Source organism: Planktosalinus lacus (assembly GCF_014640155.1).
In the GTDB taxonomy this organism is placed as follows: domain Bacteria; phylum Bacteroidota; class Bacteroidia; order Flavobacteriales; family Flavobacteriaceae; genus Planktosalinus; species Planktosalinus lacus.
This window is the reverse complement of sequence record NZ_BMGK01000009.1, coordinates 101566-126128: the sequence shown is the minus strand read 5'-3', so window position 1 is coordinate 126128 and position 24563 is coordinate 101566. Positions and strand designations below refer to the sequence as shown.

Annotated in this window: 25 protein-coding genes; 11 read left to right on the top strand and 14 right to left on the bottom strand. The window is 32.3% G+C overall.

Translation table 11 applies throughout. The features are described from left to right. Window positions 1-4 precede the first annotated feature (4 nt). Window positions 5-724 (top strand): peptidylprolyl isomerase, encoded by a 720-nt coding sequence (locus IEV69_RS11465; RefSeq protein WP_188442588.1) that lies wholly within the window; start codon window positions 5-7, stop codon window positions 722-724. On the opposite strand, the gene IEV69_RS11460 is transcribed toward IEV69_RS11465, so the two are convergent. Together IEV69_RS11460 and IEV69_RS11455 are read right to left on the bottom strand one after the other, a co-directional pair. After that, window positions 714-1334 (bottom strand): trimeric intracellular cation channel family protein, encoded by a 621-nt coding sequence (locus tag IEV69_RS11460; RefSeq protein ID WP_188442587.1) that lies wholly within the window; start codon window positions 1332-1334, stop codon window positions 714-716. The two genes, IEV69_RS11465 and IEV69_RS11460, sit on opposite strands and share 11 nt — an antisense overlap. Further along, window positions 1334-2047, bottom strand: a complete 714-nt coding sequence (locus IEV69_RS11455; protein WP_188442586.1) for an RDD family protein — start codon at window positions 2045-2047, stop codon at window positions 1334-1336. The genes IEV69_RS11460 and IEV69_RS11455 overlap by 1 nt, the downstream gene beginning before the upstream one ends. Before the next feature lie 35 nt (window positions 2048-2082). Between IEV69_RS11455 and IEV69_RS11450 the strand changes: the two genes are divergently transcribed. From IEV69_RS11450 to IEV69_RS11420, 7 genes are read left to right on the top strand one after another with little or no spacing between them, the layout of a single operon-like run. Continuing rightward, entirely contained in the window at window positions 2083-3054 is a 972-nt protein-coding gene (locus IEV69_RS11450; protein WP_188442585.1) for a stage II sporulation protein M, read from the top strand. Continuing rightward, on the top strand, window positions 3032-3886 hold the full coding sequence (locus tag IEV69_RS11445) for a hypothetical protein (RefSeq protein WP_188442583.1): 855 nt from the start codon (window positions 3032-3034) through the stop codon (window positions 3884-3886). Before IEV69_RS11450 ends, IEV69_RS11445 begins: the two co-directional genes overlap by 23 nt. Before the next feature lie 7 nt (window positions 3887-3893). Continuing rightward, entirely contained in the window at window positions 3894-4652 is a 759-nt protein-coding gene (locus tag IEV69_RS11440) for a DUF4129 domain-containing protein (RefSeq protein ID WP_188442581.1), read from the top strand. Continuing rightward, window positions 4645-5865 carry a DUF4350 domain-containing protein gene (locus IEV69_RS11435; protein WP_188442580.1) on the top strand — a complete coding sequence of 407 codons (1221 nt, stop codon included), beginning with the start codon at window positions 4645-4647 and terminating at the stop codon, window positions 5863-5865. The genes IEV69_RS11440 and IEV69_RS11435 overlap by 8 nt, the downstream gene beginning before the upstream one ends. After that, a complete protein-coding gene (locus tag IEV69_RS11430) occupies window positions 5852-6850 on the top strand; it encodes an AAA family ATPase (protein ID WP_188442578.1) in 999 nt (332 codons plus the stop codon). Before IEV69_RS11435 ends, IEV69_RS11430 begins: the two co-directional genes overlap by 14 nt. Continuing rightward, window positions 6851-8182, top strand: coding sequence for a DUF58 domain-containing protein (locus IEV69_RS11425; RefSeq protein WP_188442576.1), 1332 nt, complete (start codon window positions 6851-6853; stop codon window positions 8180-8182). 46 nt (window positions 8183-8228) lie between these two features. Next, the gene (locus IEV69_RS11420) at window positions 8229-9170 is read left to right on the top strand and encodes a LysR family transcriptional regulator (protein WP_188442574.1); all 942 of its coding nucleotides are present in this window, start codon (window positions 8229-8231) and stop codon (window positions 9168-9170) included. Between the two features lie 98 nt (window positions 9171-9268). Here the strand turns inward: IEV69_RS11420 and IEV69_RS11415 are convergent, their stop codons facing one another. From IEV69_RS11415 to IEV69_RS11400, 4 genes are all read right to left on the bottom strand, one after another. Further along, a complete protein-coding gene (locus IEV69_RS11415) occupies window positions 9269-9466 on the bottom strand; it encodes a hypothetical protein (protein ID WP_188442572.1) in 198 nt (65 codons plus the stop codon). A 174-nt stretch (window positions 9467-9640) separates the two neighbouring features. Further along, entirely contained in the window at window positions 9641-11026 is a 1386-nt protein-coding gene (locus IEV69_RS11410; RefSeq protein ID WP_188442569.1) for a sugar transferase, read from the bottom strand. 32 nt (window positions 11027-11058) lie between these two features. Then, complete coding sequence (locus IEV69_RS11405; RefSeq protein WP_188442568.1) at window positions 11059-12066, bottom strand: glycosyltransferase family 4 protein; 1008 nt, start codon at window positions 12064-12066, stop codon at window positions 11059-11061. Beyond that, window positions 12002-13393, bottom strand: coding sequence for an O-antigen ligase family protein (locus IEV69_RS11400; protein ID WP_188442566.1), 1392 nt, complete (start codon window positions 13391-13393; stop codon window positions 12002-12004). The genes IEV69_RS11405 and IEV69_RS11400 overlap by 65 nt, the downstream gene beginning before the upstream one ends. 54 nt (window positions 13394-13447) lie before the next feature. On the opposite strand from IEV69_RS11400, the gene IEV69_RS11395 reads away from it, so the two are divergent. The 3 genes from IEV69_RS11395 to IEV69_RS11385 all read left to right on the top strand — a co-directional run bounded on the left by IEV69_RS11395 (window position 13448) and on the right by IEV69_RS11385 (window position 15857). Further along, window positions 13448-13897, top strand: a complete 450-nt coding sequence (locus IEV69_RS11395; protein ID WP_188442563.1) for a methyltransferase family protein — start codon at window positions 13448-13450, stop codon at window positions 13895-13897. A gap of 66 nt (window positions 13898-13963) precedes the next feature. Further along, on the top strand, window positions 13964-14905 hold the full coding sequence (locus IEV69_RS11390; protein ID WP_188442561.1) for a M28 family peptidase: 942 nt from the start codon (window positions 13964-13966) through the stop codon (window positions 14903-14905). Window positions 14906-14972: 67 nt separating this feature from the next. Next, window positions 14973-15857 carry a sterol desaturase family protein gene (locus IEV69_RS11385; protein WP_188442560.1) on the top strand — a complete coding sequence of 295 codons (885 nt, stop codon included), beginning with the start codon at window positions 14973-14975 and terminating at the stop codon, window positions 15855-15857. A gap of 51 nt (window positions 15858-15908) precedes the next feature. Here IEV69_RS11385 and IEV69_RS11380 read toward each other — a convergent pair whose 3' ends face one another. From IEV69_RS11380 to IEV69_RS11345, 8 genes are all read right to left on the bottom strand, one after another. Continuing rightward, on the bottom strand, window positions 15909-17312 hold the full coding sequence (locus tag IEV69_RS11380; protein ID WP_188442558.1) for a M20/M25/M40 family metallo-hydrolase: 1404 nt from the start codon (window positions 17310-17312) through the stop codon (window positions 15909-15911). Between the two features lie 10 nt (window positions 17313-17322). Further along, on the bottom strand, window positions 17323-18201 hold the full coding sequence (locus IEV69_RS11375) for a PPK2 family polyphosphate kinase (protein WP_188442556.1): 879 nt from the start codon (window positions 18199-18201) through the stop codon (window positions 17323-17325). A gap of 50 nt (window positions 18202-18251) precedes the next feature. Beyond that, window positions 18252-19415, bottom strand: a complete 1164-nt coding sequence (locus IEV69_RS11370) for a sigma-54-dependent transcriptional regulator (RefSeq protein WP_188442554.1) — start codon at window positions 19413-19415, stop codon at window positions 18252-18254. 17 nt (window positions 19416-19432) lie between these two features. After that, window positions 19433-20329 (bottom strand): mechanosensitive ion channel family protein, encoded by an 897-nt coding sequence (locus IEV69_RS11365; protein ID WP_188442552.1) that lies wholly within the window; start codon window positions 20327-20329, stop codon window positions 19433-19435. Between the two features lies 1 nt (window position 20330). Beyond that, the gene (locus tag IEV69_RS11360; RefSeq protein ID WP_188442550.1) at window positions 20331-21629 is read right to left on the bottom strand and encodes an ABC transporter permease; all 1299 of its coding nucleotides are present in this window, start codon (window positions 21627-21629) and stop codon (window positions 20331-20333) included. Window positions 21630-21633: 4 nt separating this feature from the next. Continuing rightward, window positions 21634-22560, bottom strand: a complete 927-nt coding sequence (locus tag IEV69_RS11355; protein ID WP_188442549.1) for an ABC transporter ATP-binding protein — start codon at window positions 22558-22560, stop codon at window positions 21634-21636. Between the two features lie 209 nt (window positions 22561-22769). Further along, window positions 22770-23897: a molecular chaperone DnaJ gene (gene dnaJ, locus IEV69_RS11350; protein ID WP_188442547.1), complete on the bottom strand. Its 1128-nt coding sequence runs from the start codon at window positions 23895-23897 to the stop codon at window positions 22770-22772. Between the two features lie 19 nt (window positions 23898-23916). Next, window positions 23917-24459 (bottom strand): nucleotide exchange factor GrpE, encoded by a 543-nt coding sequence (locus IEV69_RS11345; RefSeq protein WP_188442545.1) that lies wholly within the window; start codon window positions 24457-24459, stop codon window positions 23917-23919. Window positions 24460-24563: the final 104 nt, after the last annotated feature.

Genomic DNA, 24563 nt, shown 5'->3' with positions numbered 1-24563 from the left:
CTAAATGAAAAAGTTTGTCCTTTTAATTTTTATTATCCTCAGTATTCTATCTTGTGAAGATAAAAAAAAAGTAAATGAAACTGTAAACACTGAAAATAAAGATACCATTGCTGTTCCAATCCCTGAATCTATTAAAAAAAAGCTCAACAAAGACAATGCAAAAGACACTTTAGACCAACTTGTAAATTTAACAAACGAAACCCTAGAAGAATTTCTTCTTGAGTATGGAAAAAATAATCCGGAAAGGTTTGTAACCATAGAAACTCCTCACGGTGACATAAAGCTGGAACTTTACAATACCACTCCCATACATCGTGCGCATTTTATTTACTTAATAAAAAATGGGTATTTAAACACAACCGTTTTTCATCGAGTCGTTAAAGACTTTATAATTCAAGGTGGCAATAGTGATGTTATTGAAACCAGTAGAATGAGGCGTAAAATGGGTGAATATACTTTGCCACCTGAAATTCAGTACAAACATAACAGGGGTGCTTTGGCCTCAGCCAAAGAATATAGAGACAACCCTGATGACAGATCTGCCCCATATGAGTTTTACATAGTACAAAGCCATAAAGGAGCACATCATCTTAATCCAAATTATACTGTTTTTGGAAAAGTCATTTCAGGAATGAATGTTGTTGATAAAATTGCCGATCTGGAAACCGATCAAGGCGACTGGCCACTTTACAATGTTTTTATAAACGCAATTATTACAGATTAGGTTCCTCCTTTTTATAAACCGAAGGAAGTGAAAGTTGAAACCGAACCGCCAGAAGTCTTACCGTTATTACAACCGAGCCAGAAATTATTACAATCCAATTGAAATCTAAAGTTGTTAAGCTTAGTAAAAAGTAAAAAATACCACCTAAAATACATGCGGTTGCATAAATTTCCTTTCTGAAGATTATAGGAATTTCAGTACATAAAATATCTCTGATCACTCCACCGAAACATGCAGACATTGTTCCTAATGATATGCAAATTATTGGATGTAAATCCATTTGAATCCCTTTTTCAATTCCTACAAGTGTATACAAAGCAATGCCAATTGTATCAAACAAAAAAAGAGAACCTCTCAAGTAATTGAGTTTATTTCTAAAAATAATGGCAAAAATTGCAGCACTGAATATTACATAGATATAGGTCATATTTCGCATCCAGGTAATTGGAGAATCCAGCAATAGGTCTCTCAAAGTTCCTCCACCCACTGCGGTCACAAATGCGATAATAAAAATCCCAAACAAATCAAGTCTTTTGTGCATAGCGGTTAGCACCCCAGAGATTGCAAAGGCAATGGTTCCTAATATATCTATGATTAAATAAAGGCTCATTATTTTTGAGTTAAGTATGTATAATCATTAATGATACGTTCTATAAAATCGATGGGTTTTTCATCAAAATTTACTTCCATAATTTTTGAAACCCTTTCAGACAATCTCAAAATTAAATGATGATTGTTATATGCTTTAGCTCTGTAATATACAGATTTAATCGTTTGTATATCCTTATCTCTAAATACAGTTACCTGTTGATATTTTGGTATATAATCATCAGGAAAATCTACCATTTTTAAAGAAGCAATTGAAACTGCTTTTTTTTCAGAAATCACCGTTGTAGTAGCAGCCATATCACCTAAACGCTGCCCTTTTCCATTCAATAATATTGTTACTACAGCAACTCCTCCACTAGTTAAACTAATATCAACCAATCGCATTAACCAGCGAAGTAAAAAATTTGAAAAAGCGGGTTTTGAACCATCTAACATAACAACTCGCAGATTCAATGCGGCTTTTCCGGGGCTTCTGCCATTCCAGAAAATTTCCCAAAGCAAGTGGTATAAAAGCAAGGGTAGCCCGACCGTCATAATAATTAAAAAATAAGCGTCATCTCCAATTTCGACTATTGAAATTAAATAAAACACAATAAATAAATAAATAATTATTAAAACACTGTCAATAATGTAGGCTAAAATGCGCTCACCAATGCCTGCCACGTTTTGTGAAATCGTAACATTTTGTGCAGTTTCTATTTGAAAATTATCCATTTAATATGTTTCTTTGGACAAGCAAAATCCAGTAGATGCGTGAAGCAGCTTTTATAAAACAAAATAAAGACAAATGGTTAAGATTTGAAAGTGTTCTAAAGAATAATCTTCAAATTTCTCCAGACGAACTAAGCGCCTTGTATATTGAGGTTACAGATCATTTAAGTTTTGCTCAAACGTTTTATCCACAAAGCAACACATTAAAATATTTAAATAATCTTTCCATACTGGCACATCAAAAAATTTACAAGAGTAAAAAGGAGTCAAGAAATCGTTTGATAACTTTTTATACCAAAGAATTTCCGTTGTTTTTCTACAAATATCAAAAGCATTTACTGGTTTCATTTTTGACTTTCTTTCTTTTTAGTCTGATTGGTGCTTACTCTGCGGCTACCGATGGTGATTTTGTCAGATTAATCTTGGGTGATGGTTACGTTAATATGACTTTGAGCAACATTGAAAAAGGGGACCCTATGGCTGTTTATAAAAAAATGGGGCAAATGGAAATGTTTTTAGGCATTACTATAAATAACATCAGAGTAGCACTCAATGCTTTTGTTTTTGGAATATTTTTAAGTCTAGGAACTCTTTTCGTATTAATGAGAAACGGAATTATGCTGGGTTCTTTTCAATATTTTTTTTATGAACAAGGGGTATTTTGGGAGTCTGTAAGGACTATCTGGATACACGGAACTATCGAAATTTCTGTTATTATAGTTGCTGGTGCTGCTGGTCTTGTTTTAGGTAACAGCATTCTTTTCCCCGGGACATTTACCAGGCTTCAATCGTTTATTAAAGGTGCAAAAGCCGGATTGAAAATTCTTATGAGCACAATTCCCTTTTTTATTATCGCTGGTTTTCTGGAAGGCTTTGTTACCAGGCAAACTGAAATGCCAAACTGGCTTTCCATCCTTATAATTGGAGGCTCATTGTATTTGATATTGTATTACTATATTTTTTATCCAATAAAATTAAATAAACTCCATGAAAGAAGTAATCAACTTTAAGCAACAACGCGAAATTGGTGCAATTATCACCGATATTTTTAAATTCATTAGAGTGGAAGGAAAAACACTCTTCTCACTCATTTTAAAAATCACCGGACCTGCACTACTGGCCATGATTGGAAGCTATGTATACTATATGCAAACAACATTGGGGGATATTGAAAAAATTATAGTTTCTGAAACGCTGGGAACCAATACAATTTTATCTGTATTCTTATTGTTAATTTCTGCAATGGCTTTCTATGCTTTAATATATGGAACCGTGCTCGGGTATATTAAATCATATATCCAAACTGATGGTTCTGTAAATCCAGATGATGTTTCTTCCTATGCAAAATCTCATTTTTTCTTAATGATAGGGTTAAATTTATTAATCGGAATTATCACTGCAGCCGGTATAATTTTTTGTGTAATACCAGGAATTTATCTTGGAGTTTGCCTTGCAATGGCTTATCCAATTTTTGTTTTTGAACGAAATGACATTGGTTTAGCTATTAGCAATAGTTTTAAATTAATCAAGGATGAATGGTGGATTACTTTTGCTACCTTCATCGTGATTTATTTACTGTATTATTTAATCACTTTTATTTTTCAGGTTCCACAACTAATATATTATTTTTCAAAAGGATTTTTAATGAGTGAAGAAATATCTGCAGACCCTTTCGCTATGATTGATTGGTTTTCAATTACTCTTGATGTTATTGCAATGCTCGCCCAATACCTTTTATTTACAATTGTTATAATTGCAATTGCTTTCATTTATTTCAATTTAAATGAAAAGAAAAACTTCACAGGTACTTTGGAGTCTATAAATCAATTGGGAGAAAGTTAAACTATTTATGAAAGCCACTTTACTATTCTTTTTTTTAAGTTTTATATGGTGTGGCTATGCACAGTCAAATTCTCAGGAAGCTAGAGAATCCCAATCTCTTTTATATGACCAAGACTCAACCCTTTCTCCTTTAAAACTTGATAGAGAACTTTTAAAAAATTATTCAAAAGACTCACGTTTTGACTATTCAGATAAAGAAGTAGAAGAAAACTGGTGGTCACAATTTAAAACGTGGATTCACAAAACCTGGAATCAATTTTGGCGATGGATTTTTGGAGATTATGAATCCAATTCATTTATAGTTTTCTTATTTAAAGTGCTCCCCTATTTAATCATCATTGGAGTACTGATTTTTATCATTTGGCTATTCTACAGATTGAATCCAGGTGTGGGTTTCTTTAAAAGTAAAACTCAACCAGAAATTTTATATTCAAATGAAGAAAAAATAATAAGGTCAAAAAATATCGATAAATTGGTTGATGATGCGTTAACTAACCAGGATTATCGATTGGCAATTAGGTACTATTATTTAAAGGTAATAAAAGGTTTAGATGAGTCAGAAATCATTGAATACCAATTTGATAAAACAAATTCGGATTATATATCTGAAATCAATAATAAGCAATTAAAATCTCATTTTTTAAAGGTTACCTTTTTGTATGAATATATTTGGTATGGAAACTTTGCCGTTTCAAACAGTGACTTTTCAAAAGCCCAAGCCCAATTTGTTGAATTAGATAATTTAATTTCAAAAAAAGATGGGTAAGCCTCAAAAATTACTATTTACAGTATTATTAATACTCCTAGGCTTTTTGGTATACCTTGAAGCAACAAAACCATTACCTGTTAGTTGGTTTCCTTCCTATTCGAAAGAAGATAAAATACCTCTGGGTACATATATTTTACATGAAAACCTGAAGAGCAAATTTTCAGAAAGTTTTATCGAAGTCAACGAGCCTCCATTTCAATTTATAAATTCAAATCCTGAAACTCAAGGCACTTATGTTTTCATAAACAACACTGTCATTTTTGATGAAGAAGAAGCAAAAGAATTATTTGCTTGGACAGCCAAAGGAAATACTCTTTTTTTGGCTTCAAAAAACTATAGTAATTTTTTGCTCGATACATTGAATTTAGAAATTAATAATATTTATCTTTTTGATAAATTTGAAACTCAACCCCTACTAACACTTGTAAACAAACATCTTAATCCTGATAAATCATTTCATATAAACAAGAGTTTTACAATCCCTTATTTTGAAGAAATTGATACCAGCTCACAAGTGGTTTTAGGATTTTCCCAAGCTTTTGAAAAGGAAATAAAAAAAGAGAGTCGTAAAGTAAATTTTTTAAAAATACCTTTTGGTGAAGGCGAGCTTTATCTTTATAACCAACCGGAAATATTTACAAATTTTTTCTTATTAGAGCAAGAAAACCATATTTTCACTGAAAATGTTTTATCCTACATTAACAATGAAAGTACAATTTATTGGGATAATTATTACAAAACCGGAAAAAGAATAAATACGTCTCCTCTCAAAGTTATTTTTAATAATAAAAGCTTAAAATGGGCATATTATCTGATTCTTTTTGGAGCTTTATTGTATATACTTTTTGAAGGGAAAAGAAAACAACGGGTCATTCCTGTAATCAATCCTATAAAAAACAAAACCCTCGAATACACTCAAACCATTGCAGGAATTTATTTTGATAAAAAAGACAATAAAGCAATTTTAAACAAACTCATCAGACAGCTTTTTGATTACGTAAGAGTTCAATTAAGATTAGAGACTAATGAAGCTGACAGCCGTTTTATTGAAGAACTTGCCATAAAAACAAATACTCCAAAAGAGGAAATAAAGAGCTTATTAAACGAACTGAGGCAGCTTCAAAACAAAGAACAAATTACAGATAAAGAATTAATTTCGTTTCACGAAAAAATCACCCAATTAAAAATTAATAGAGATGGAAAACCCTGAAAATTCAAACGATAATTTACATTTTGACAATAGAATAGACTTAAGTGAACTGAAAGCTGCCGTAGAAGCCATCAAAGCTCAACTCAATAAAATTATTGTGGGACAAGATGATTTTATTGAACTTTTAATTGTAAACCTGTTGGCTAACGGCCACGTTCTTATTGAAGGTGTACCGGGAATTGCAAAAACAATCACTGCAAAACTTTTTGCTAAAGCTATAAAGACAAATTTTAGCAGAATACAATTCACACCAGATTTAATGCCGAGTGATGTGTTGGGAACTTCAATTTTTAATTTAAAAACATCAGAGTTTGAGTTTAAAAAAGGCCCTGTTTTCTCCAATGTAATACTTATTGATGAAATAAATAGAGCACCTGCTAAAACCCAATCTGCTCTTTTTGAAGTGATGGAAGAAAGACAAATCACCATTGATGGAAATAAATTTACGATGGATTTTCCTTTTGTGGTTTTAGCCACTCAAAACCCTTTAGAACAAGAAGGAACCTATGCTCTGCCAGAAGCTCAATTAGACCGGTTTTTATTTAAAATTAAAGTTGATTACCCCAATCTTGAAGAGGAAATTTTAATTTTAAAAACTCACGATCAACGCAAATTAAATTTGCCTCTGGACGAAATAGAGTCAGTTTTAACTGTTGAAAGTCTTGCTAAATTTAAATCACAAGTTCAGGATATTATAATTGAAGAGAAATTGTTTGGATACATCGCCCAATTAGTTGAAAAAACCAGAAATCATCCACATTTATATTTAGGAGCTTCGCCTCGGGCCTCAATCGCAATTATGAATGCTTCAAAAGCCTTTGCAGCCATAAACGGCCGTGATTTTGTAACCCCAGATGATATAAAAAAAACATTGACGCCGGTAATGAGACACCGCATCATTCTCTCGCCTGAAAGAGAAATGGAAGGTATGACCCCGGAAAACGTGATTGATATGATTTCAAAATCTGTAGAAGTGCCCAGATAAATGATAGCAACATTTAAATCTATATACCTCTCCAACCGTTTATTTATTATAATCGCATTCATATCAATGCTTTTTCTAGTATCAAACTGGTTTTTTGCACTGTATGGTGTAGCTTGGTTATTAATCTATTTGCTGATTGTATTTTTACTATTAGACTTTATCATGCTTTATCAAAAAGATGGATTTAAAGTTAGCAGAATTCTCCCTGAAAAATTTTCTAACAGCGACTTGAATGATGTTATAATTAAATTGAATAATATATACCAATTTAAAACACATATTTCAATAATAGATGAATTGCCTTTCCAGTTTCAAAAACGCAATTTTTTGATAGAACTACAATTGAATGGAAAGCTGCAGAAAACTATTAATTATGAAGTAATACCGGTAGAAAGAGGTCAATATGAATTTGGAAAACTAAATTGCTTTGTTGCTTCTCCAATTAGACTTTTAAAACGTAAATATACTTTTAATGAGCACCAAAAAGTTAAAGTATATCCGTCATTTATTCAAATGAAAAAGTTTAACTTTTTGGCGATTGACAGTAAATACAGCCACTTTGGATTGAAAAAGATTCGTCGCATTGGACATACAATGGAGTTTGAACAAATCAAAGAATATGTTACCGGTGATGACCTGAGGACAATAAATTGGAATGCGACTGCCAAAAAATCAAATTTGATGGTCAACCAGTATCAAGATGAAAAAATGCAATCGGTTTATTCCATCATTGACACTAGCAGAGTGATGAAAATGCCCTTTGAGGAGCTCAAACTAGTTGATTATGCAATAAACAGTGCATTAGCTTTTTCAAATATAGCTTTGAAAAAAGGAGATAAAGTGGGCTTGATTGATTTTTCGAATAAAATAAACAAATGGCTTCCGGCAAAAGCTAAATATACACAGTTAAGTCCAATTTTAGAAAACCTATATAATATTGACAGTCAATTTTTAGATTCAGATTTCGGGCTGCTACAAACCTCAATAAAGCGCAATATCAAACAGAGAAGTCTTTTGATGCTTTATACAAACTTTGAACATATTTCTTCGCTTGAAAGGCAAATCAAGTATTTACAAGCCATTGCAAAAAGACATGTTTTAGTTGTCATCTTTTTTGAAAATACCGAATTAAATAAAATAATCAATGAGCCAACAAATACTATTTCAGAAATTTACAACCAAACCCTCGCCAGACAATTTCTGACTGATAAACAATTGATTACAAAAGCACTTCAACAAAAAGGCATTCAAACAATTCTCACCCCTCCACAGAAATTAACAATTAATACAATTAATAAGTATTTAGAAATCAAATCTAGAGGTATTTTATAAATATTTCTTATAAAGTTTTTACATTTGCATTAGAAATTTAAATGCAATGACAATTACACAATTAAAATACGTCTTAATGGTTGCTGAGCACAAAAACTTCACAAAAGCAGCCGAAAAAACATTCGTCACTCAACCCACTTTGAGTATGCAAATTCAAAAACTCGAAGATGAGCTCGACATTCTAGTTTTTGACAGGTCTACCAAGCCCTTAAGACTCACAGCTGTGGGCCAGCAAATTGTTGAACAGGCAAGAAAAATTGTAAATGAAGCAAACAGGATGCAAGATATTGTTGATCAACAAAAAGGATACATAGGTGGTGATTTTAAATTAGGGATTATACCAACTGTCATGCCCACCTTATTACCCATGTTTTTAAAAGCTTTTACAAGAAAACATCCTAAAGTTCAATTAAAAATTGAAGAGTTAAATACAGAGGAATGCATCCAAAAGTTAAATGAAGGAAACCTCGATGCTGCAATTGCAGCAACTCCTTTGGCCAATGAAAGCATTTTAGAACGAGTAATTTATTTTGAGCCCTTTGTGGCTTACATCACAGAAAATCACAGGTTGTTTTCAAAGAAGGAAATCACAGTTGATGATCTTGACTTGGAAGATATATTACTACTTGAAGATGGACATTGTTTTAGAGATGGGGTTATAAACCTTTGTAAAGCTTCAAAAATAAACAATATTGATAAGTTTCAACTTGAAAGCGGTAGTTTTGAAACACTCATAAAATTATCTAATGAAGGGTTGGGAATGACGCTTCTTCCCTATCTTCATACCTTAGATATTAAAGATAATGAAAAAAAGTATTTACGCCATTTTAAAGAACCTTCTCCAGCTAGAGAGGTTAGTATCATTCAGCATAAAAGTGAATTAAAACCACAAATTATAGATGCGCTTTTTAATGTAATATCTGGAATTGTTAGGGGTGCAATTGCATTTCAGGATGTAAAAATTATTAGTCCTTTAAATAAAAAGTAAAGCTTCCTAAAGAGTTATATAAAAGGAATAAATTTTATTAACACTTAAAACTAACCTAATGTCATCGAAGTTTATAACAATCTAGGAAGCAATAACTTTTAAGGCTTTAGATATATCAAACACTCATTTAAATCTGGATTTTGCTTAATAAGTGAATTCACCCAAATTTTCAACTCTTCAATTTCATAAGGTAATAGACGCTTTAAGGCTTTTTGGAGTTCTCTGCAAAAAAGATTAGCATCAAAACTAACTTTTGCAAGTACAGCCTTTGTATAGTCAAACATAGCTCTTGCCATAATATAAATGGGTTTAAAATTAAATAGACATTTAATTAATTAAAGTAGCTATGTTGAATAGGCAAGAATTTTGAATTTGATAAAATCTAAATTAGTAAAAAATGTTATTAAAAGATTCAATAAAATAGACTTTAACATTTAAATTTATCAAAAAAACTATTAAAGATTTGTAAATCAATGACCTCTGTAGAAAATAATTGTGCTCAGGGTTTTAACCAAAATATTTAAGTCTAAATAAATACTCCTTTTTTTAATATAATACAAATCATATTGCAGTTTTTCAAGGGCATCTTCTTTACTTGAAGCATAATTACTTTTAACCTGTGCCCATCCGGTTAACCCGGGCTTAATAATATGTCTTATTTCATAAAATGGAATATCATTTGAAAGCTCTTTAACAAAAACAGGTCTTTCAGGTCGTGGACCAATAACGCTCATATCTCCTTTAATAACATTTATAAATTGTGGAATTTCATCTATCCTGGTTTTACGTAAAAATTTACCAAATTTTGTGATTCTAATATCTCCTTCTGTTGCCCATTTTGCACCATCAATTTCAGCGTTCTCTACCATACTTCTCAATTTTATGATATAAAATGATTTTCCATATTTACCCACACGATTCTGAAAGTATAAAAGCGGTCCCCGGTTTGCCAGTAAATTCCCTAAAAAGATTATAGGTAAAAGGAGTACTCCAAAAGAAAGTCCAATTACAGATATAGTTAAATCCATAAAGCGATGAAAAAACAAATACAGTTTATTTTGATTGCTTCTACTAAATGGAAAATATCTGTAAAAATCTTTTTCAACGTGATGTACCGGAACTCTTTGGGTTAAGTCTTCATAAACCTGAGTGTATTCTTTAATTGAAAAACCCTTTTCGAGTAAATTGATAAGATTAGAATAGATTGGAAGAGATAATTTTTTAGAAAAATTACCAGCAATAATAATTTCTGAAATTGAATTTTCTTGAATAATAGTGTTTAAATCTAATGTCTTAAATTCTTTAATATTTAGAGATATCTCATTATTCTTTGATGTGTTTATATACCCAATAACTTTATAATTTGGATCAGACTTCTCAATAGCGTTTGCCATCATCTCAACATTATTTCCATTTCCAATAATTAAAATTCTCTTATAAAACCTGGGGGCAGAAATTAATGTAATGTATGCCAATCGCCATAAAAATAGTGCTATTACAATCGCTAAATAAAAAAATACAATTTGCAATCTGTTTCCAGGTAATTGAGGGGTGTAAAAAGGAGTTAGTAAATAAAACAAAACTGTCAAAGAAGTGGTGAGTACAATATTTTTAAAAACAACATCTATTTTACCAGCCTTTTGAAGGTCATACATTTCAAATACTGTTGCGAAAATTGAAATATAGATAGCTAATACAAATGGCCATTCCCAAGTATCTGCTGATATAATAAAATAATCAAAATTAAAAATTTTTCCCAGTCCATATAAAAGAAGCAAGACACAAGCTATATCAAATACACGCAGCAAGATCTTTCGCTCAGAAACCTCGAAATGTATATGTTTAGATTTGGCCATTATTTAGATTTGGATTTTAAAAATACAACAACTTAGTTTAAAATTTCAAACCATTTCTGTTTAACTATTTCCCAATCAAATTTTTCGGCTTTTATGCGGGCGTTTTCTGAAAGTTTTTTTGGTAAATCTGAATCTGAAAATAATTCTTCTAGCGCTTCAATAAAAGCACTGTCAGAATTAGGTGGAACAAGTAAGGCATCTTTTCTATGTTCTAATAAATAGGGTATTCCTCCTACTGAGGTAGACACAATTGAGAAACCCAAAGCCATTGCTTCTATTATGCTTACGGGTGTATTATCAAAATTGGTTGTATTGAGAAAAATTGAAAAATTTTCTGAAATTTTTATCCATTCTTCTTTGGATAATTTTCCTGTAAAAGTAACCGGGAGACTTTTCCGTTCTGCATAATTTTTACATTCTTTTAATGAGCCATCTTTTTCCGGGCCAACCATGCACAATTTAATATCAGGATGTTTTGGAAGCATTTGTTCTACAACTTTTATGGCAAGCATCGGATTATATATTTTGGAAAATGACCTAACCCAAAGAATAGTTTTTGAAGGAACTTTTGGTTTGTATGGATAATGTTTAAGTACAATTGTATTAGGAATTGTGATAATATTAAAATATCCAAATTCTTCAAATTTTTCTTTTAAATAAAAAGATGGAGAAACATTGCACATTGCTCTATTAAATAAAAATTTACTTTTTTTGTAATCATTTCTTAACCTAAGTTGCAGACCTCCTCCATGAAGTATTGGTATATAAGGTAATCTGACAATTTGAGCACAGATCGAAACTCCAAGAGCATAATAGAAATTCAACGTGCTGTATGTGTCAATAAGTATGACATCTGTTTGTTTTTGATACTTAAAAACAGAAAAACACATATCAATAAACCGAAGCGCTTTATTTTTTTTATCAGATACAGTTATTACTTGATAACCTTCTTTTTTTAATAAATTTCCTAAAGTTTCAATTGATGTGACTGTGCTGTTTTGATTGTTTAGTTTGTTTCCTATGTATAGTACTCTTTTCATTTAAAATATATAAAAGGCAAAGTCCGTATATAAAACCAGGCGCTGCCAAACGCATTGATGAATGACTTATAGTTATCAACCAAAAAAAATAAAAAGCAAAAAAATAGATATTTGGTTTATAAAACAACCAATAAAGTAAAGGACTTAAAGCTATAATAAATAGAGCTATCAATCCTGGCACACCGTGTTCAGAAAGCAAACGACTTATTTCGTTGTGAGTAGCTACGGTTTTACCAAGTTTTTCTTCTCTGAATTCTTTAATTTTTCCAATTCCAATTCCTGTCAAGGGTGCACTGAAAAAAGCATCTAGTTCAGTTTCCATAAGTTCAGCTCTACCGGTGGTAATATCTTGTTTAACTCTTCCCGCAGCATCTTGATTGCTATACCTTTTGTCAATGAGGCCAAAAGTTATTACCGAAGTAAACACCCATGTTGTGATAAGCACTCCTGAAATTAAGATAATTCTAGGTAGAAGTTTAGCTTTTGTTATACCGTCTGCATAATACAGATAAATTAATAAAAAAGCAACGCTACATATTAATGCGCCTAACATTCCACCTCTTGAAAAAGTAACTAAACCCCGATAACAAACTAACATTAATAAAATTAGATCAATAATATTTAAGAGCCTACTTTTTATTGTAAACAAGCGTATAAATAAAATAATTGCTCCTAAACCTAAAATTGTGGAAACCTGATTAGGCCCGAATCCACCGGAAGCAGCAAAATTTGATGCGGTTCCACTCAAAGAATCACGAATGCTTGGTGTATATAAAAATAAATATATTGTTAATGTTATTATAGGTAACATAACCGCAAGAAAAATGTGATGAATTCTGTTTAATGATATTTTCCTAAAAAAACAATAAATGCCTACAATTCCAACAGTTATAGGTCCACTAAGATTAAAGGCAATTGCATTTCTTATATTGGTGTCAAAGTTTAAATTCATTGCTGAAAAGAAAATTCCAGGAATCAATAAAAAAATATACAACCAATAAGGTAGTGTCCGTTTTGATGGTCCCTTATAAAAAAGACCAATTACTAAAAATAAAATCACTAAATATTTTCCGGATTCGTAAAAAAAAACACCTCCTGTCATTCTAAAAAACAACTCTGCACCTGTTATATAAGCTGCTGCCAGTAATGCTTCATCATTTTTATTAGCTTTGTTTACAATCAAGAAAAAGAAAAAGAAAACTACGCTCAAGAAAATAACTTTTGAAGCAAATGGAATTAAATAAACTAAAAAACCCATTGCACCGTGAAGTAACAGCAATTGCAAATAAGTTACTTTTCTTATGGGTTTTATTCTTAATGTCTTCATTTATAACTTTGAGTCAACAAATTATTGTAATTAATAATTAACTATCTTAAAAAAATGAATCATAAAGACTCAACTTTTGTAATAATTCAGCTAATTTTGTTTGCTTCTTACCTCATAGAAATTGAATCTCTAAGGTTTACATCACCCAAATATATACAAAGCATTAGCATTTTGTTTATATTATTTGCTTCAATAATTTTATTCATTGCGTTAATTCAATTAAATATAAATATATCTATTTTCCCGTCTCCAAAAAAAAATGCAAAACTTATTACAAACGGAGTTTTTAAATATAGCAGACACCCTATATATTTAGCATTGTTTTTACTGACTTTTTTTGGTGGAATTTATTTTCAGTCCGGATTTAAGATTGGGGTATCTGTACTCTTGTTTTTACTTTTTTACTTTAAGACAAAATATGAAGAAGCAAAATTAACTATTGTTTTTCCTGAATATAAAGATTATAGTCTTAAAACAAAACGATTTTTTCCATTCTTAAAATAATACACTAAACATAGCTTTTATGTACCTTTAACAACAATATTTTTTAAATAAAATTTATATTCAATTATGAAAACTCATTTAATCAGCACAATTGTTCTTATATTGGTTAGTACTAATCTCATTAGTCAAGAGAACAATTTACAGCTAAACAATCAATTTCAAACAGTTGATTACTCCCTGCAAACAATTTCAAAAACTGAGTTACTTAAAAAAATAGAATATTTATCATCAGATATTTTTAAAGGTAGGAAAACGGGAACACCTGAAAATAAAAAAGCTAGAAATTATATAATTGATTTTTTTATTGAAAAGGATTTGGATGTTATACTTCAACCCTTTCGGTTTGAAAGAGGCAATCAGACTCACCAGGCAGTCAATGTTATTACCATTATTGAAGGTACAGAAAACCCTAAAAACTATATTGCAGTAACAGCACACTTTGATCATGTGGGTATTGATAAATCAGTAGATAATGACTCAATCTATAACGGAGCAGATGATAATGCTTCCGGTACGGTAGCTTTAATGTTAATGGCAGAATATTTTAAATCCAACCCACCAAAAAATTCATTTATTTTTCTTGCACTTGACGCGGAAGAAATGGGTCTTCAGGGAGCACACTACTTTGTTAACTCCACTAATAAGAAAATTATTTTGAACCTAAACATGGATATGATAAGCCGTAATGAAAATAACGAAATTTACATTTGTGGTACTCGCTTCACGCCTTCATTAAAATCATATTTTGAATCGGTACCCGATGAATCACTTCCCATTAAAATAAGCATGGGTCATGACGGGCTTGATGGTAAAGATAGTTGGGTAAGTTCTTCAGACCATGCACCATTTCACAAAGCGGGAATTCCCTTCTTGTATTTTGGTGTAGAAGATCATCCTGATTATCATAAACCGGCAGATGAATTTAAAAATATTCAACCGGAATTTTATTACAATGTGGTAAATTTTATAACCAATACGCTCACCCATTTAGATGCTAAAATTGAGTGATTAAAATTGTAACATTGGTTACTTTCTCAAAACTCTGATTCAATTATTTTTGTAAAAAATTGTACTATTGGAAAAGTATATCACCATTGCTAAAGAATCATTTACCGGTTATTTTCATTATCTGATCAATGAAATTTCAAACCCATCATGGACCAATTATTTTTATTGGTTAATTGCACTATCATTACTGGTATGGACTATTGAAATCATAATTCCCTGGAGGAAAAGTCAAAAAATATTTAGAAAAGGGTTTTGGTTAGATAGTTTTTATATTCTTTTTAATTTTTTCCTTTTTTCACTAGTTGGCTACAATGCTATTTCCAATATAGGTGTTGAATTATTCAATGATTTTTTGGGCCTTTTTGGAATATCAAATCTTGTTGCCATCAATATTCAAAACCTTCCCGCCTGGTCTCAACTGTTAATAATGTTTGTTATTGCAGATTTTATTCAATGGAATGTTCATCGTCAATTGCACAAAAGACCCTGGTTGTGGGAATTTCATAAAGTACATCATAGTGTAAAGGAAATGGGATTTGCTGCTCAGTTCCGGTTTCATTTTATGGAAACTATTATTTATAAAACTGTACAGTATCTCCCGCTTGCAATGATTGGTTTTGGGATACAGGAGTTTTTTATAGTACATATGTTTGCCGTTTTTGTGGGACATTTAAATCATGCCAATGTTGGCTGGAATTATGGATTTTTAGGTTTTATTTTTAACAACCCCAAAATGCATATTTGGCATCACAGCAAAGCTTTGCCAGAAAAACACCCATACGGAATGAATTTCGGATTAACTTTAAGCATTTGGGATTACATATTTAAGACCGCATACATCCCAAAAGATGGAAAAGACATTGAACTGGGCTTTCACGATGACGATGATTTTCCGGAAGATTTTGGAAAGCAAATGATGTATCCTTTTAAAAATAGAAAAACACATTCATAAAATTTATTTTTATAAATGCGTTTTTGTATTTAGTTTTGAGTAAAATATTACTTATTCCACAGGATCATTCACCGTTCCATACTTGTCATACAAATAAATCAATGATGTCATTGCAGCGCCTCCCAGTTCAAGTTCACGCTTGTTAACTTTATCAAATGTATCAGTATGGGCGTGATGATAATCAAAATATCGTTGAGAGTCGGGTCTTAAACCGGCCATTACGTTATAATCCTTCTTTAATGGTGCTACATCAGCACCACTACCCCCTTGAACAAAATAGTGCACTAAATAAGGCTCAAATAAAGGTTTCCAGTTTTCAATTTGTTTGAAATCTTCATCAGAACTTTGAAATGAAAAACCTCTTGGTGTAAAACCACCCGCATCACTTTCAAGGGCAAAAATGTGTTTTTCATTATTATTTTCTGCAACCTCTGCATATTTTCTGGCTCCTCTTAATCCATTTTCTTCATTCATAAACAGAACTACCCTAATGGTGTGTTTTGGTTTATAATCTAATCGTTTAAACAGTCTTAACACTTCCATTGATTGAACACACCCGGCGCCATCGTCATGGGCTCCGTCTCCCATATCCCATGAGTCCAGGTGTCCGCCAACTACTATCACCTTTTCAGGATACATTGAACCTGTAATTTCTCCAATCACATTAAACGATTCTACATCTGGAAATGCTCTACAAGTTTGATTGAAATAAAAAGTGGTTTTGGGGTTTAGTTTTAAAGCACCACTTAACAGATTGGCGTCTTTTGTACTTATTGCCGCTGCCGGTATTCTGTCTTCCAGTGGCAAGTCGCCATAAGTCATTGTTCCTGTGTGTGGGTGCTCATCAATTTTTAAACTCATCGACCTTACAATTACTCCTGTTGCACCAAATTTTGAAGCCTCCATTGCACCCGCATAACGCTGATCTACACAACCACCGTAGGCCTCAAATGTTTGTATCAATTTAGGATTCATAGGCCGGTTGTAAAAAACAATTTTACCTTCAATTTTTTCTTTTCCTAAAGCAGCCAGTTCTTCTAGACCTTTTACTTCAACAATATTGGCTTTTAAACCGCCTTCTGGAGTGGGTGCAGAGCCTCCCAAGGCACAAATATTGACCACTGTTGAATTTCCTGTTGTTGATTCAAAATAAGCATACTCATTTACTCCCCTCACCCATTTTGGAACCATCACAGGTTGAAGCCAAACTTTATCTAAGCCTAACTCTTCTAATTCTTCTTTGGTATAAGAAACCGCCCTTTCGGCTTCTAGAGAGCCCGATAGTCGTCCACCGATTGAATTTGAAAGATGTTCAAGCCAATCATAACTTTTACCATTTACAAGTGCCTCGTCAAATATTTTCCTCAGCATGATGGAATCTTGCTGATTAACTTTTTGAGCAAATGTGGTTAAAGAAATAGATAAAATAATTAGGAGAAAAATAAACTGTTTCATTGATTAAGTATTAATCGTTATTTAATTGTTCAATATATTGAGGGATTTGAGCTTTTAATTCTTCTGGTAATTCAGGTTCTTTAATATCTGTATAGGAATCCATGATTTCCAATAAAATTTTTGCCACTAGCATTCGTGCGGTAGGCTTATCATCTGCAGGAATGCTAAACCAAGGTGCATAGTTTGTGGATGTTCTATTAAATACATCTTCATAATACCCCATATAAGTATCCCACAGCTTTCGTTCTTTCAAATCTCCTGGAGAAAATTTCCAGTTTTTATTTGGTTTGTCCAGTCGCCTTAACAGTCTGTTTTTTTGCTCTTCTTTTGAAATATTTAAAAAGAACTTTACGATGATGGTTCCATTATCTGTAATTGTTTTTTCAAAGTTGTTGATTTGTTCAAATCGTTTATCCCAAAATTTTTCAGTTATATCTTCAATTTTATCAATGCCTGGAATATTTTCATTTAAAACATATTGTGGATGAACGCGGGTTACAAGTAAATTTTCATAGTGGGTTCTGTTAAAAACAGCAAATTTTCCTCGTTCGGGAAGAGCCACATAGTGTCTCCATAGATATCCGTGCCTTAATTCTCTATCAGACGGTGTCTTAAAGCTATAGTTGACTACACCTCTTACATTAAAATCTTTGAAAACTTCTCTAATCAAACTGTCTTTTCCACCTGTATCCATCGCTTGAAAACACACCAAAACCCCATATTTGCCATGTGCATATTGGGTGTTTTGAATATCTCCAAGTTTCTTTCTTGCCTTTTTTAGTTCTTTCTTGATCTCCTTTTCTGATGCTTCAAGAGTGAGTTTTGTTGGCAAGTTATCAACAGAAATTGTTTTAGTGATTTTAAAATCGTTTAACTGAATGTTATCCATATCAAGATCAAGTGTTTCAATTTTGCTGAAATATAAAGAATTTAAAAGAACTATTTAGTAGCAAACATTTTTACATCTCCTTCTGTTATTTCTTTTCCCCCTAAAATGATGAGTCTTTCAACTACATTACGCAGCTCTCTAATATTTCCTGACCAATCATACTCTTGAAGAAGCTGAATGGCTTTCTTGTCAAAACTCTTTTTTAATATTCCTTGCTCGTTGGCAATTTTTTCAGTAAAAAACTCAATTAACAAAGGAATATCTTCTCGTCGGTCTTCCAGTGCCGGTACTTCAATTAAAATTACGGCAAGCCTGTGATATAAATCCTCTCTAAAACGGTTTTCTTTAATTTCTTCTTTAAGGTTTTTATTGGTGGCAGCTACAACTCTTACATCAACCTTAATGTCTTTATCGTTTCCTACACGTTGCACCTTGCCTTCTTGCAATGCTCTAAGTACTTTTGCTTGTACTGCGAGACTCATATCACCAATTTCGTCGAGAAAAAGTGTACCTCCATTGGCTGCTTCAAATTTACCTGCTCGATCTTTTATTGCTGAAGTAAAAGCTCCTTTTACGTGTCCAAAAAGTTCACTTTCTATTAATTCTGGTGGGATTGCTGCACAGTTAACTTCAATCATAGGTCCTTTTGAACGCTCACTTTTTTCGTGTATCCAATGTGCTACCAGTTCTTTTCCGGTACCATTTGCTCCAGTTATTAGTACACGTGCTTCAGTAGGCGCCACTTTTTCAATCATATCTTTGATATGTTGAATTGCTTTGGACTCCCCCACCATTTCGTAGTTTTTACTTACTTTTTTCTTGAGCTTTTTGTTTTCAACAACTAGTTCTTTTCTGTCAAGTGCGATTCTAACGGTATTGAGTAACCTGTTTAAATCAGGTGGTTTTGAGATATAATCAAACGCTCCCAATCTCATTGTATTTACTGCAACATCCAAATCTCCGTGTCCGGAAATCATAACCATTGGAATTTCGGGTTTTATTTTTTTTGTAGCTTCAAGAACTTCAACTCCATCCATTTTTGGCATTTTGATATCGCATAAAACGAGATCAAAGTCTTCGTTTTTGATGAGTTCCATTCCGGCCAGACCATCTGAGGCTTCAGAAACCTGGTAAGAATTGTTTTCTTCAGATAGAATTTTAACTAGCACACGTCTTATGGACTCTTCATCTTCAATAATTAATATTTTGGGCATGCTTTCTTAATTTGAAATTATTCGGGCTTTTCTGTTTTATACAGGTGAATGTCTCTTTGTGGGTATGGAAATTTAATAGCGTGTTTTCTAAATTCTTTTTCGATGACAAATCGCAAATCACTTTTTATTTTTGGCTCCAAAAAGCTTTCAGAAATGAAAAAGTAAATTCCAAAATGAAGCGCATCCTCTCCAAAATCTTCAAAAAACACAAAAGGTTCCGGCTTTTTCAAAATTTTAGGATGTGACTTTGCTGATTCAATCAATATATTCTTTATTTGATCTACATCTGCATTTAGAGCTGCTCTTACCTTAACAAATTGACGGGTATTTTTATAATTCTGGGTATAGTTAATTACAGGGTCTGTAACAAATTTATGGTTAGGAATCACAATTACTTTTTCATCGCGTGTTACAGCTCTAGTAGTTCGCAGCTTGGTGTCAAAAACTTTACAAACTTTTTCGTTTACCTCAATGATATCACCAGCTTGAACCGATTTATCAAGAATAATATAAATACCACCAATGATGTCTTGAAAAATTTCTCGCATTGCGAGCCCAAGACCTATAAATATTACTGCAGTGGCCGTTAAAAGTAGTGTAATATCAATTCCGGCAGAACTTAAAACAGAAACAAAAACAAGAATATAAACCAAATAACCTATAAAATTATATGCACCTAAAAACCGGAGCTTCTCGTCTGGCTCTAGTTTTCTTGTATAAATTTTACGAATTAAGCGAAGAACCAACTTAACAACAAAAAGCGAAACAAGAAGTAGAATGATTAGCCCAGCTGTAATAACAATCCTATTTTGATCGTTGCCAAAACTTATCAATTCAAAATTCATAAAACTGTTGAAAGTTTCCCAAAATCCATTGGGAATCACAGTTTTTACATTTTCAAATTTTTCTTGCATTCTAATATTTAAGCCATTTATAAAGTTCTTTGTAGGTTGGCTTTTTACCATACATTAAAATTCCAACCCTGTAAATTTTCGCAGCAAACCAAACCACAAAAGCAAATGTAGCAAATAAGAGTAACATAGAAATCAAAATTTCCCACCAAGGTACTCCAAAAGGTATGCGCATTAACATAACAATGGGTGAAGTGAGGGGTATATGTGAAAAGATAACAGCAATAGTTCCATGGGGGTTTTCAATAACTGCAAAAAAACCAACATACATCGCCAACATTAGTGGGATGATGATTGGCAGCATAAACTGTTGTGTGTCAGTTTCGTTATCTACTGCAGCTCCAATTGCTGCATAAATTGAACTATATAAAAAGTATCCACCGATAAAGTAAATCAAAAAAGAAAAAATGAGTGTTGCTATAGGAAGTCGAGCAATGTCATAAATAATGGCTTGCATTGCAGAGTTGTTGGCTGTGTCCATCATCTCCTGATTGGGCATTGAAGAGGGTTCTATATTGACGCCAAAAACAGTTGTTGCAACCAACATCAAAATGCTTCCAAGAACTACCCAAATTAAAAATTGAGTTATTCCGGCCAAAGAGGTTCCCATAATTTTCCCCATCATCAAATGGTATGGCTTTACAGATGAAATGATTATTTCAATAATTCGGTTAGTTTTTTCTTCTATCACACTTCTCATCACCATATTGCCATAAATAATGATAAACATCATAAGTAAATAACCGGCGATTCCTCCAAAAATAGCTTTAATCCAACTGGACATTTTAGAAGTTTGTTCTCCTTTGTAGTTTTCAATTTTTAAATCAACATATGATTTTGATGCTTCAATTTTTAATAAATCTACGCCATCTCGCTCCAGCTTAAGGTTGGTGATAGTGGCATTTAAGCTTTTTTCAATGTACTGAACTACAGAAACGCTCGGTGAACCTTTTACATAAAACTCAACATTTTGATCTAAAGTTGATATGTCATTAGATTCAGGAATAAAAAGTAAACCGTGATAGTCGCCCTCTTCACTAATAATCTTAGCAGAATCTAAGTCAATGTCTTCTAACTTTTTAAATATTATATTATCTGAATCTTCTAGAGTATTTTCAAAGAAACCACTATTGTCAAGAACCGCTACAGATCTGATTTCTTCATTGTTTAAACTACTTAAATAAGCCACTAAAAATATCATCCCAACAAATATCAACGGGCTCAAAATTGTCATTACAACAAATGATTTATTACGAACTCTTGAGTTGAATTCTCTTTTTATGATTAAACTTAAATTTCTCATTAAATTATTTTTTTGATACCGTTTGGATAAAAATATCATTTACACTAGGAATTACTTCCACAAAATGATTTATTTCTGCTTTAGAAGTCAAAAAGTTTAAAAGTTCATTTGGAGAAGATTTTTGATCTATCTTGATATTTATTTTTAGTTCGTCTTCAAGTGTTTTAAAATTGGCCGTGCTTATTTCAAACTTATCACTAAGTTCAGTTTTAAGTGTTTCTTTATCATTGCAAATCAAACCAACCTCATAGGTATTTGATTTGTATGTGCGTTTAATGTCTGAAACTTTTCCGTCAAGGACTTTATTAGAATTATGAATCAAAGCGATGTGATCACAAAGTTCCTCAACAGATTCCATTCTATGAGTTGAAAAAATGATGGTAGCGCCTTGTTTTCTAAGTTCCAGGATTTCATCTTTAATTAAGTTTGCATTAACAGGATCAAACCCACTGAAAGGTTCATCAAAAATCAATAGTTTTGGTTGATGAAGCACTGTTACTATAAACTGAACTTTTTGAGCCATCCCTTTGGAAAGTTCCTCAATTTTTTTATCCCACCAATCTCCAATATTCAATCTATCAAACCAATACTTGAGTCTTTCCTTAGCTTGTGCTTTCGAAAGCCCTTTGAGTTGTGCCAGATATAAGGTCTGCTCTCCCACTTTCATTGATTTATAAAGTCCTCTTTCTTCAGGGAGGTACCCAATTTGCTGAATGTGGTGTGGTTGTAGTGCTTCACCATCAAGAAAAACTTTGCCTGAATCGGGCATTGTTATCTGATTGATAATACGAATAAAGGTAGTTTTTCCTGCACCATTGGGTCCTAAAAGCCCAAATATACTTCCAGCCGGAACTTCAATTGAAATTGCATTTAAAGCAGTAAACTTTCCGTAATTTTTAGTGACTTGGTCAGCAACTAATATATTACTCATGAAAAATGAATTAAATTATTAAGAAATTAGTCTCAACGTTTATTTCAACGTTACAAAAATTGGAAGTTATTTTAATAACAAAACCCACCCTAGGATCTTTTAAAAAAACGAACATAGGATGGGAAAAAAAATTGCTATGAAAAAGAAATATGGTTAATTTGATTAATAACCATTAACAAATATAACAAATTTAATTAAATACAAACTTGTTAAGAAAACATATCTTTTACTTTTTCAAAGAATGATTTGTCGTCAGATTCGGGCATTGGTTTAAAATTTGGGTCACTGGCCATCTTCTCAAAAAACTCTCTTTGTTCTTTTGTTAAAGTTTTTGGTGTCCAAACATTTACGTGCACCAATAGGTCACCCGCTCCATAACCATTTATGCTTGGGATTCCTTTACTTCTTAGTCTTAGGATTTTGCCGCTTTGTACACCTTCATCAATTTTGATTCTCACTTTTCCGGTTACTGTTTCTATTTCTTTAGAAGTTCCTAAAGCTGCTTCAGAAAAACTAATGTAAAGGTCATAATGTAAATTATCACCCTCTCGTTGGAGTGTTGGATGTGGTTTTTCCTCGATTGCAACAAGTAAGTCACCTGCAATACCATTACCGGGAGCTTCATTTCCTTTTCCTGAAACTTTCAGCTGCATTCCATCTACCACTCCTGGTGGGATTTTAATTGACACTGTCTCTTCTGTGAGTAACATTCCATCTTTATCTGCATTGGGTGGTTTTGAATCGATTGTTTTACCAGACCCTCCGCAAACATTACATGGTGAAGATGTCTGCATTCTACCCAAAATAGTATTTGTAATCCGGGTTACTTGTCCGCTTCCCTGGCAGGTTGAACAGGTTTTATAAGTTGTTCCCTGAGCTTGTTTTTTTCTCTTTACTTTTATTTTCTTTTCAACTCCGTTGGCTATTTCTTCTAAGGTTAAAGCAACCCTGATTCTTAAATTACTTCCTTTCATTCGGCGCTGACCTCCGCCACCAAAACCGCTAAATCCAGAAAATCCACCTCCCGATCCTCCAAAAGCACCACCAAAAATATCTCCAAACTGGCTAAATATATCATCCATATTCATACCACCACCACCAAAACCTCCTGAGCCATCAAATGCTTGATGGCCATATTGATCATAACGGGCTTTCTTGTTAGGGTCGCTTAAAACTTCATAGGCTTCAGCTGCTTTTTTGAACATTTCTTCAGCTTTGGCATCACCCGGATTTTTGTCAGGATGAAACTCAATAGCTTTTTTTCGGTATGCCTTTTTAATTTCGGCTGCAGCAGCATTTTTACTAATGCCTAATATGTCATAATAATCGTCTTTCATAATCTAGTTTAATGCTTTTTTACTGTCCTATCACAACTTTTGGATAGCGAATAATTTTATCTCCCAATTGATAACCTTTTTCAATAACATCAATAATTTTCCCTTTTAAATCCTCTGAGGGAGCAGGAATTTGGGTGATAGCTTCATGAGTTTCTGGATCAAAAGCATCGCCTTGCTTTACGTTAAACTGTTGTAAGCCTTTTGACTTTAATGTCTCTTTTAGTTTATTGTGAATTAATGTCACCCCTTGAAACAAAGTGTCATCTTCAGCTTTTTTAAGTTCAAGCAATGCCCTGTCAAAATCATCCATAACAGGCAGCATTGAGAGTAAAACCTCTTGGCCTGCCGTTTTAAATAGTTCAACACGCTCTTTTGATGTACGTCTTTTATAATTTTCAAATTCTGCAAAGAGTCTTAGAAATTTTTCTTTTTCAAGATTTAATTCCACCTCTAATTTGTTGATTTTGTTTTCTAACCCATCAATTTTATCTTCAAATTCATTTAATTTTTTGTCTTTTGGCCTTGACTTTGTTGCATTTTTGGAAGTATCTTTTTTGCTCATTTTTTTAAGTTTCGAAATTTTGTCGTCAATCTAATAACAAAAGTACTGCCATAAGTAGTTTTGTGTCAAAATGTCATTGAAAAATTAGTAGGATTTTAAGATAA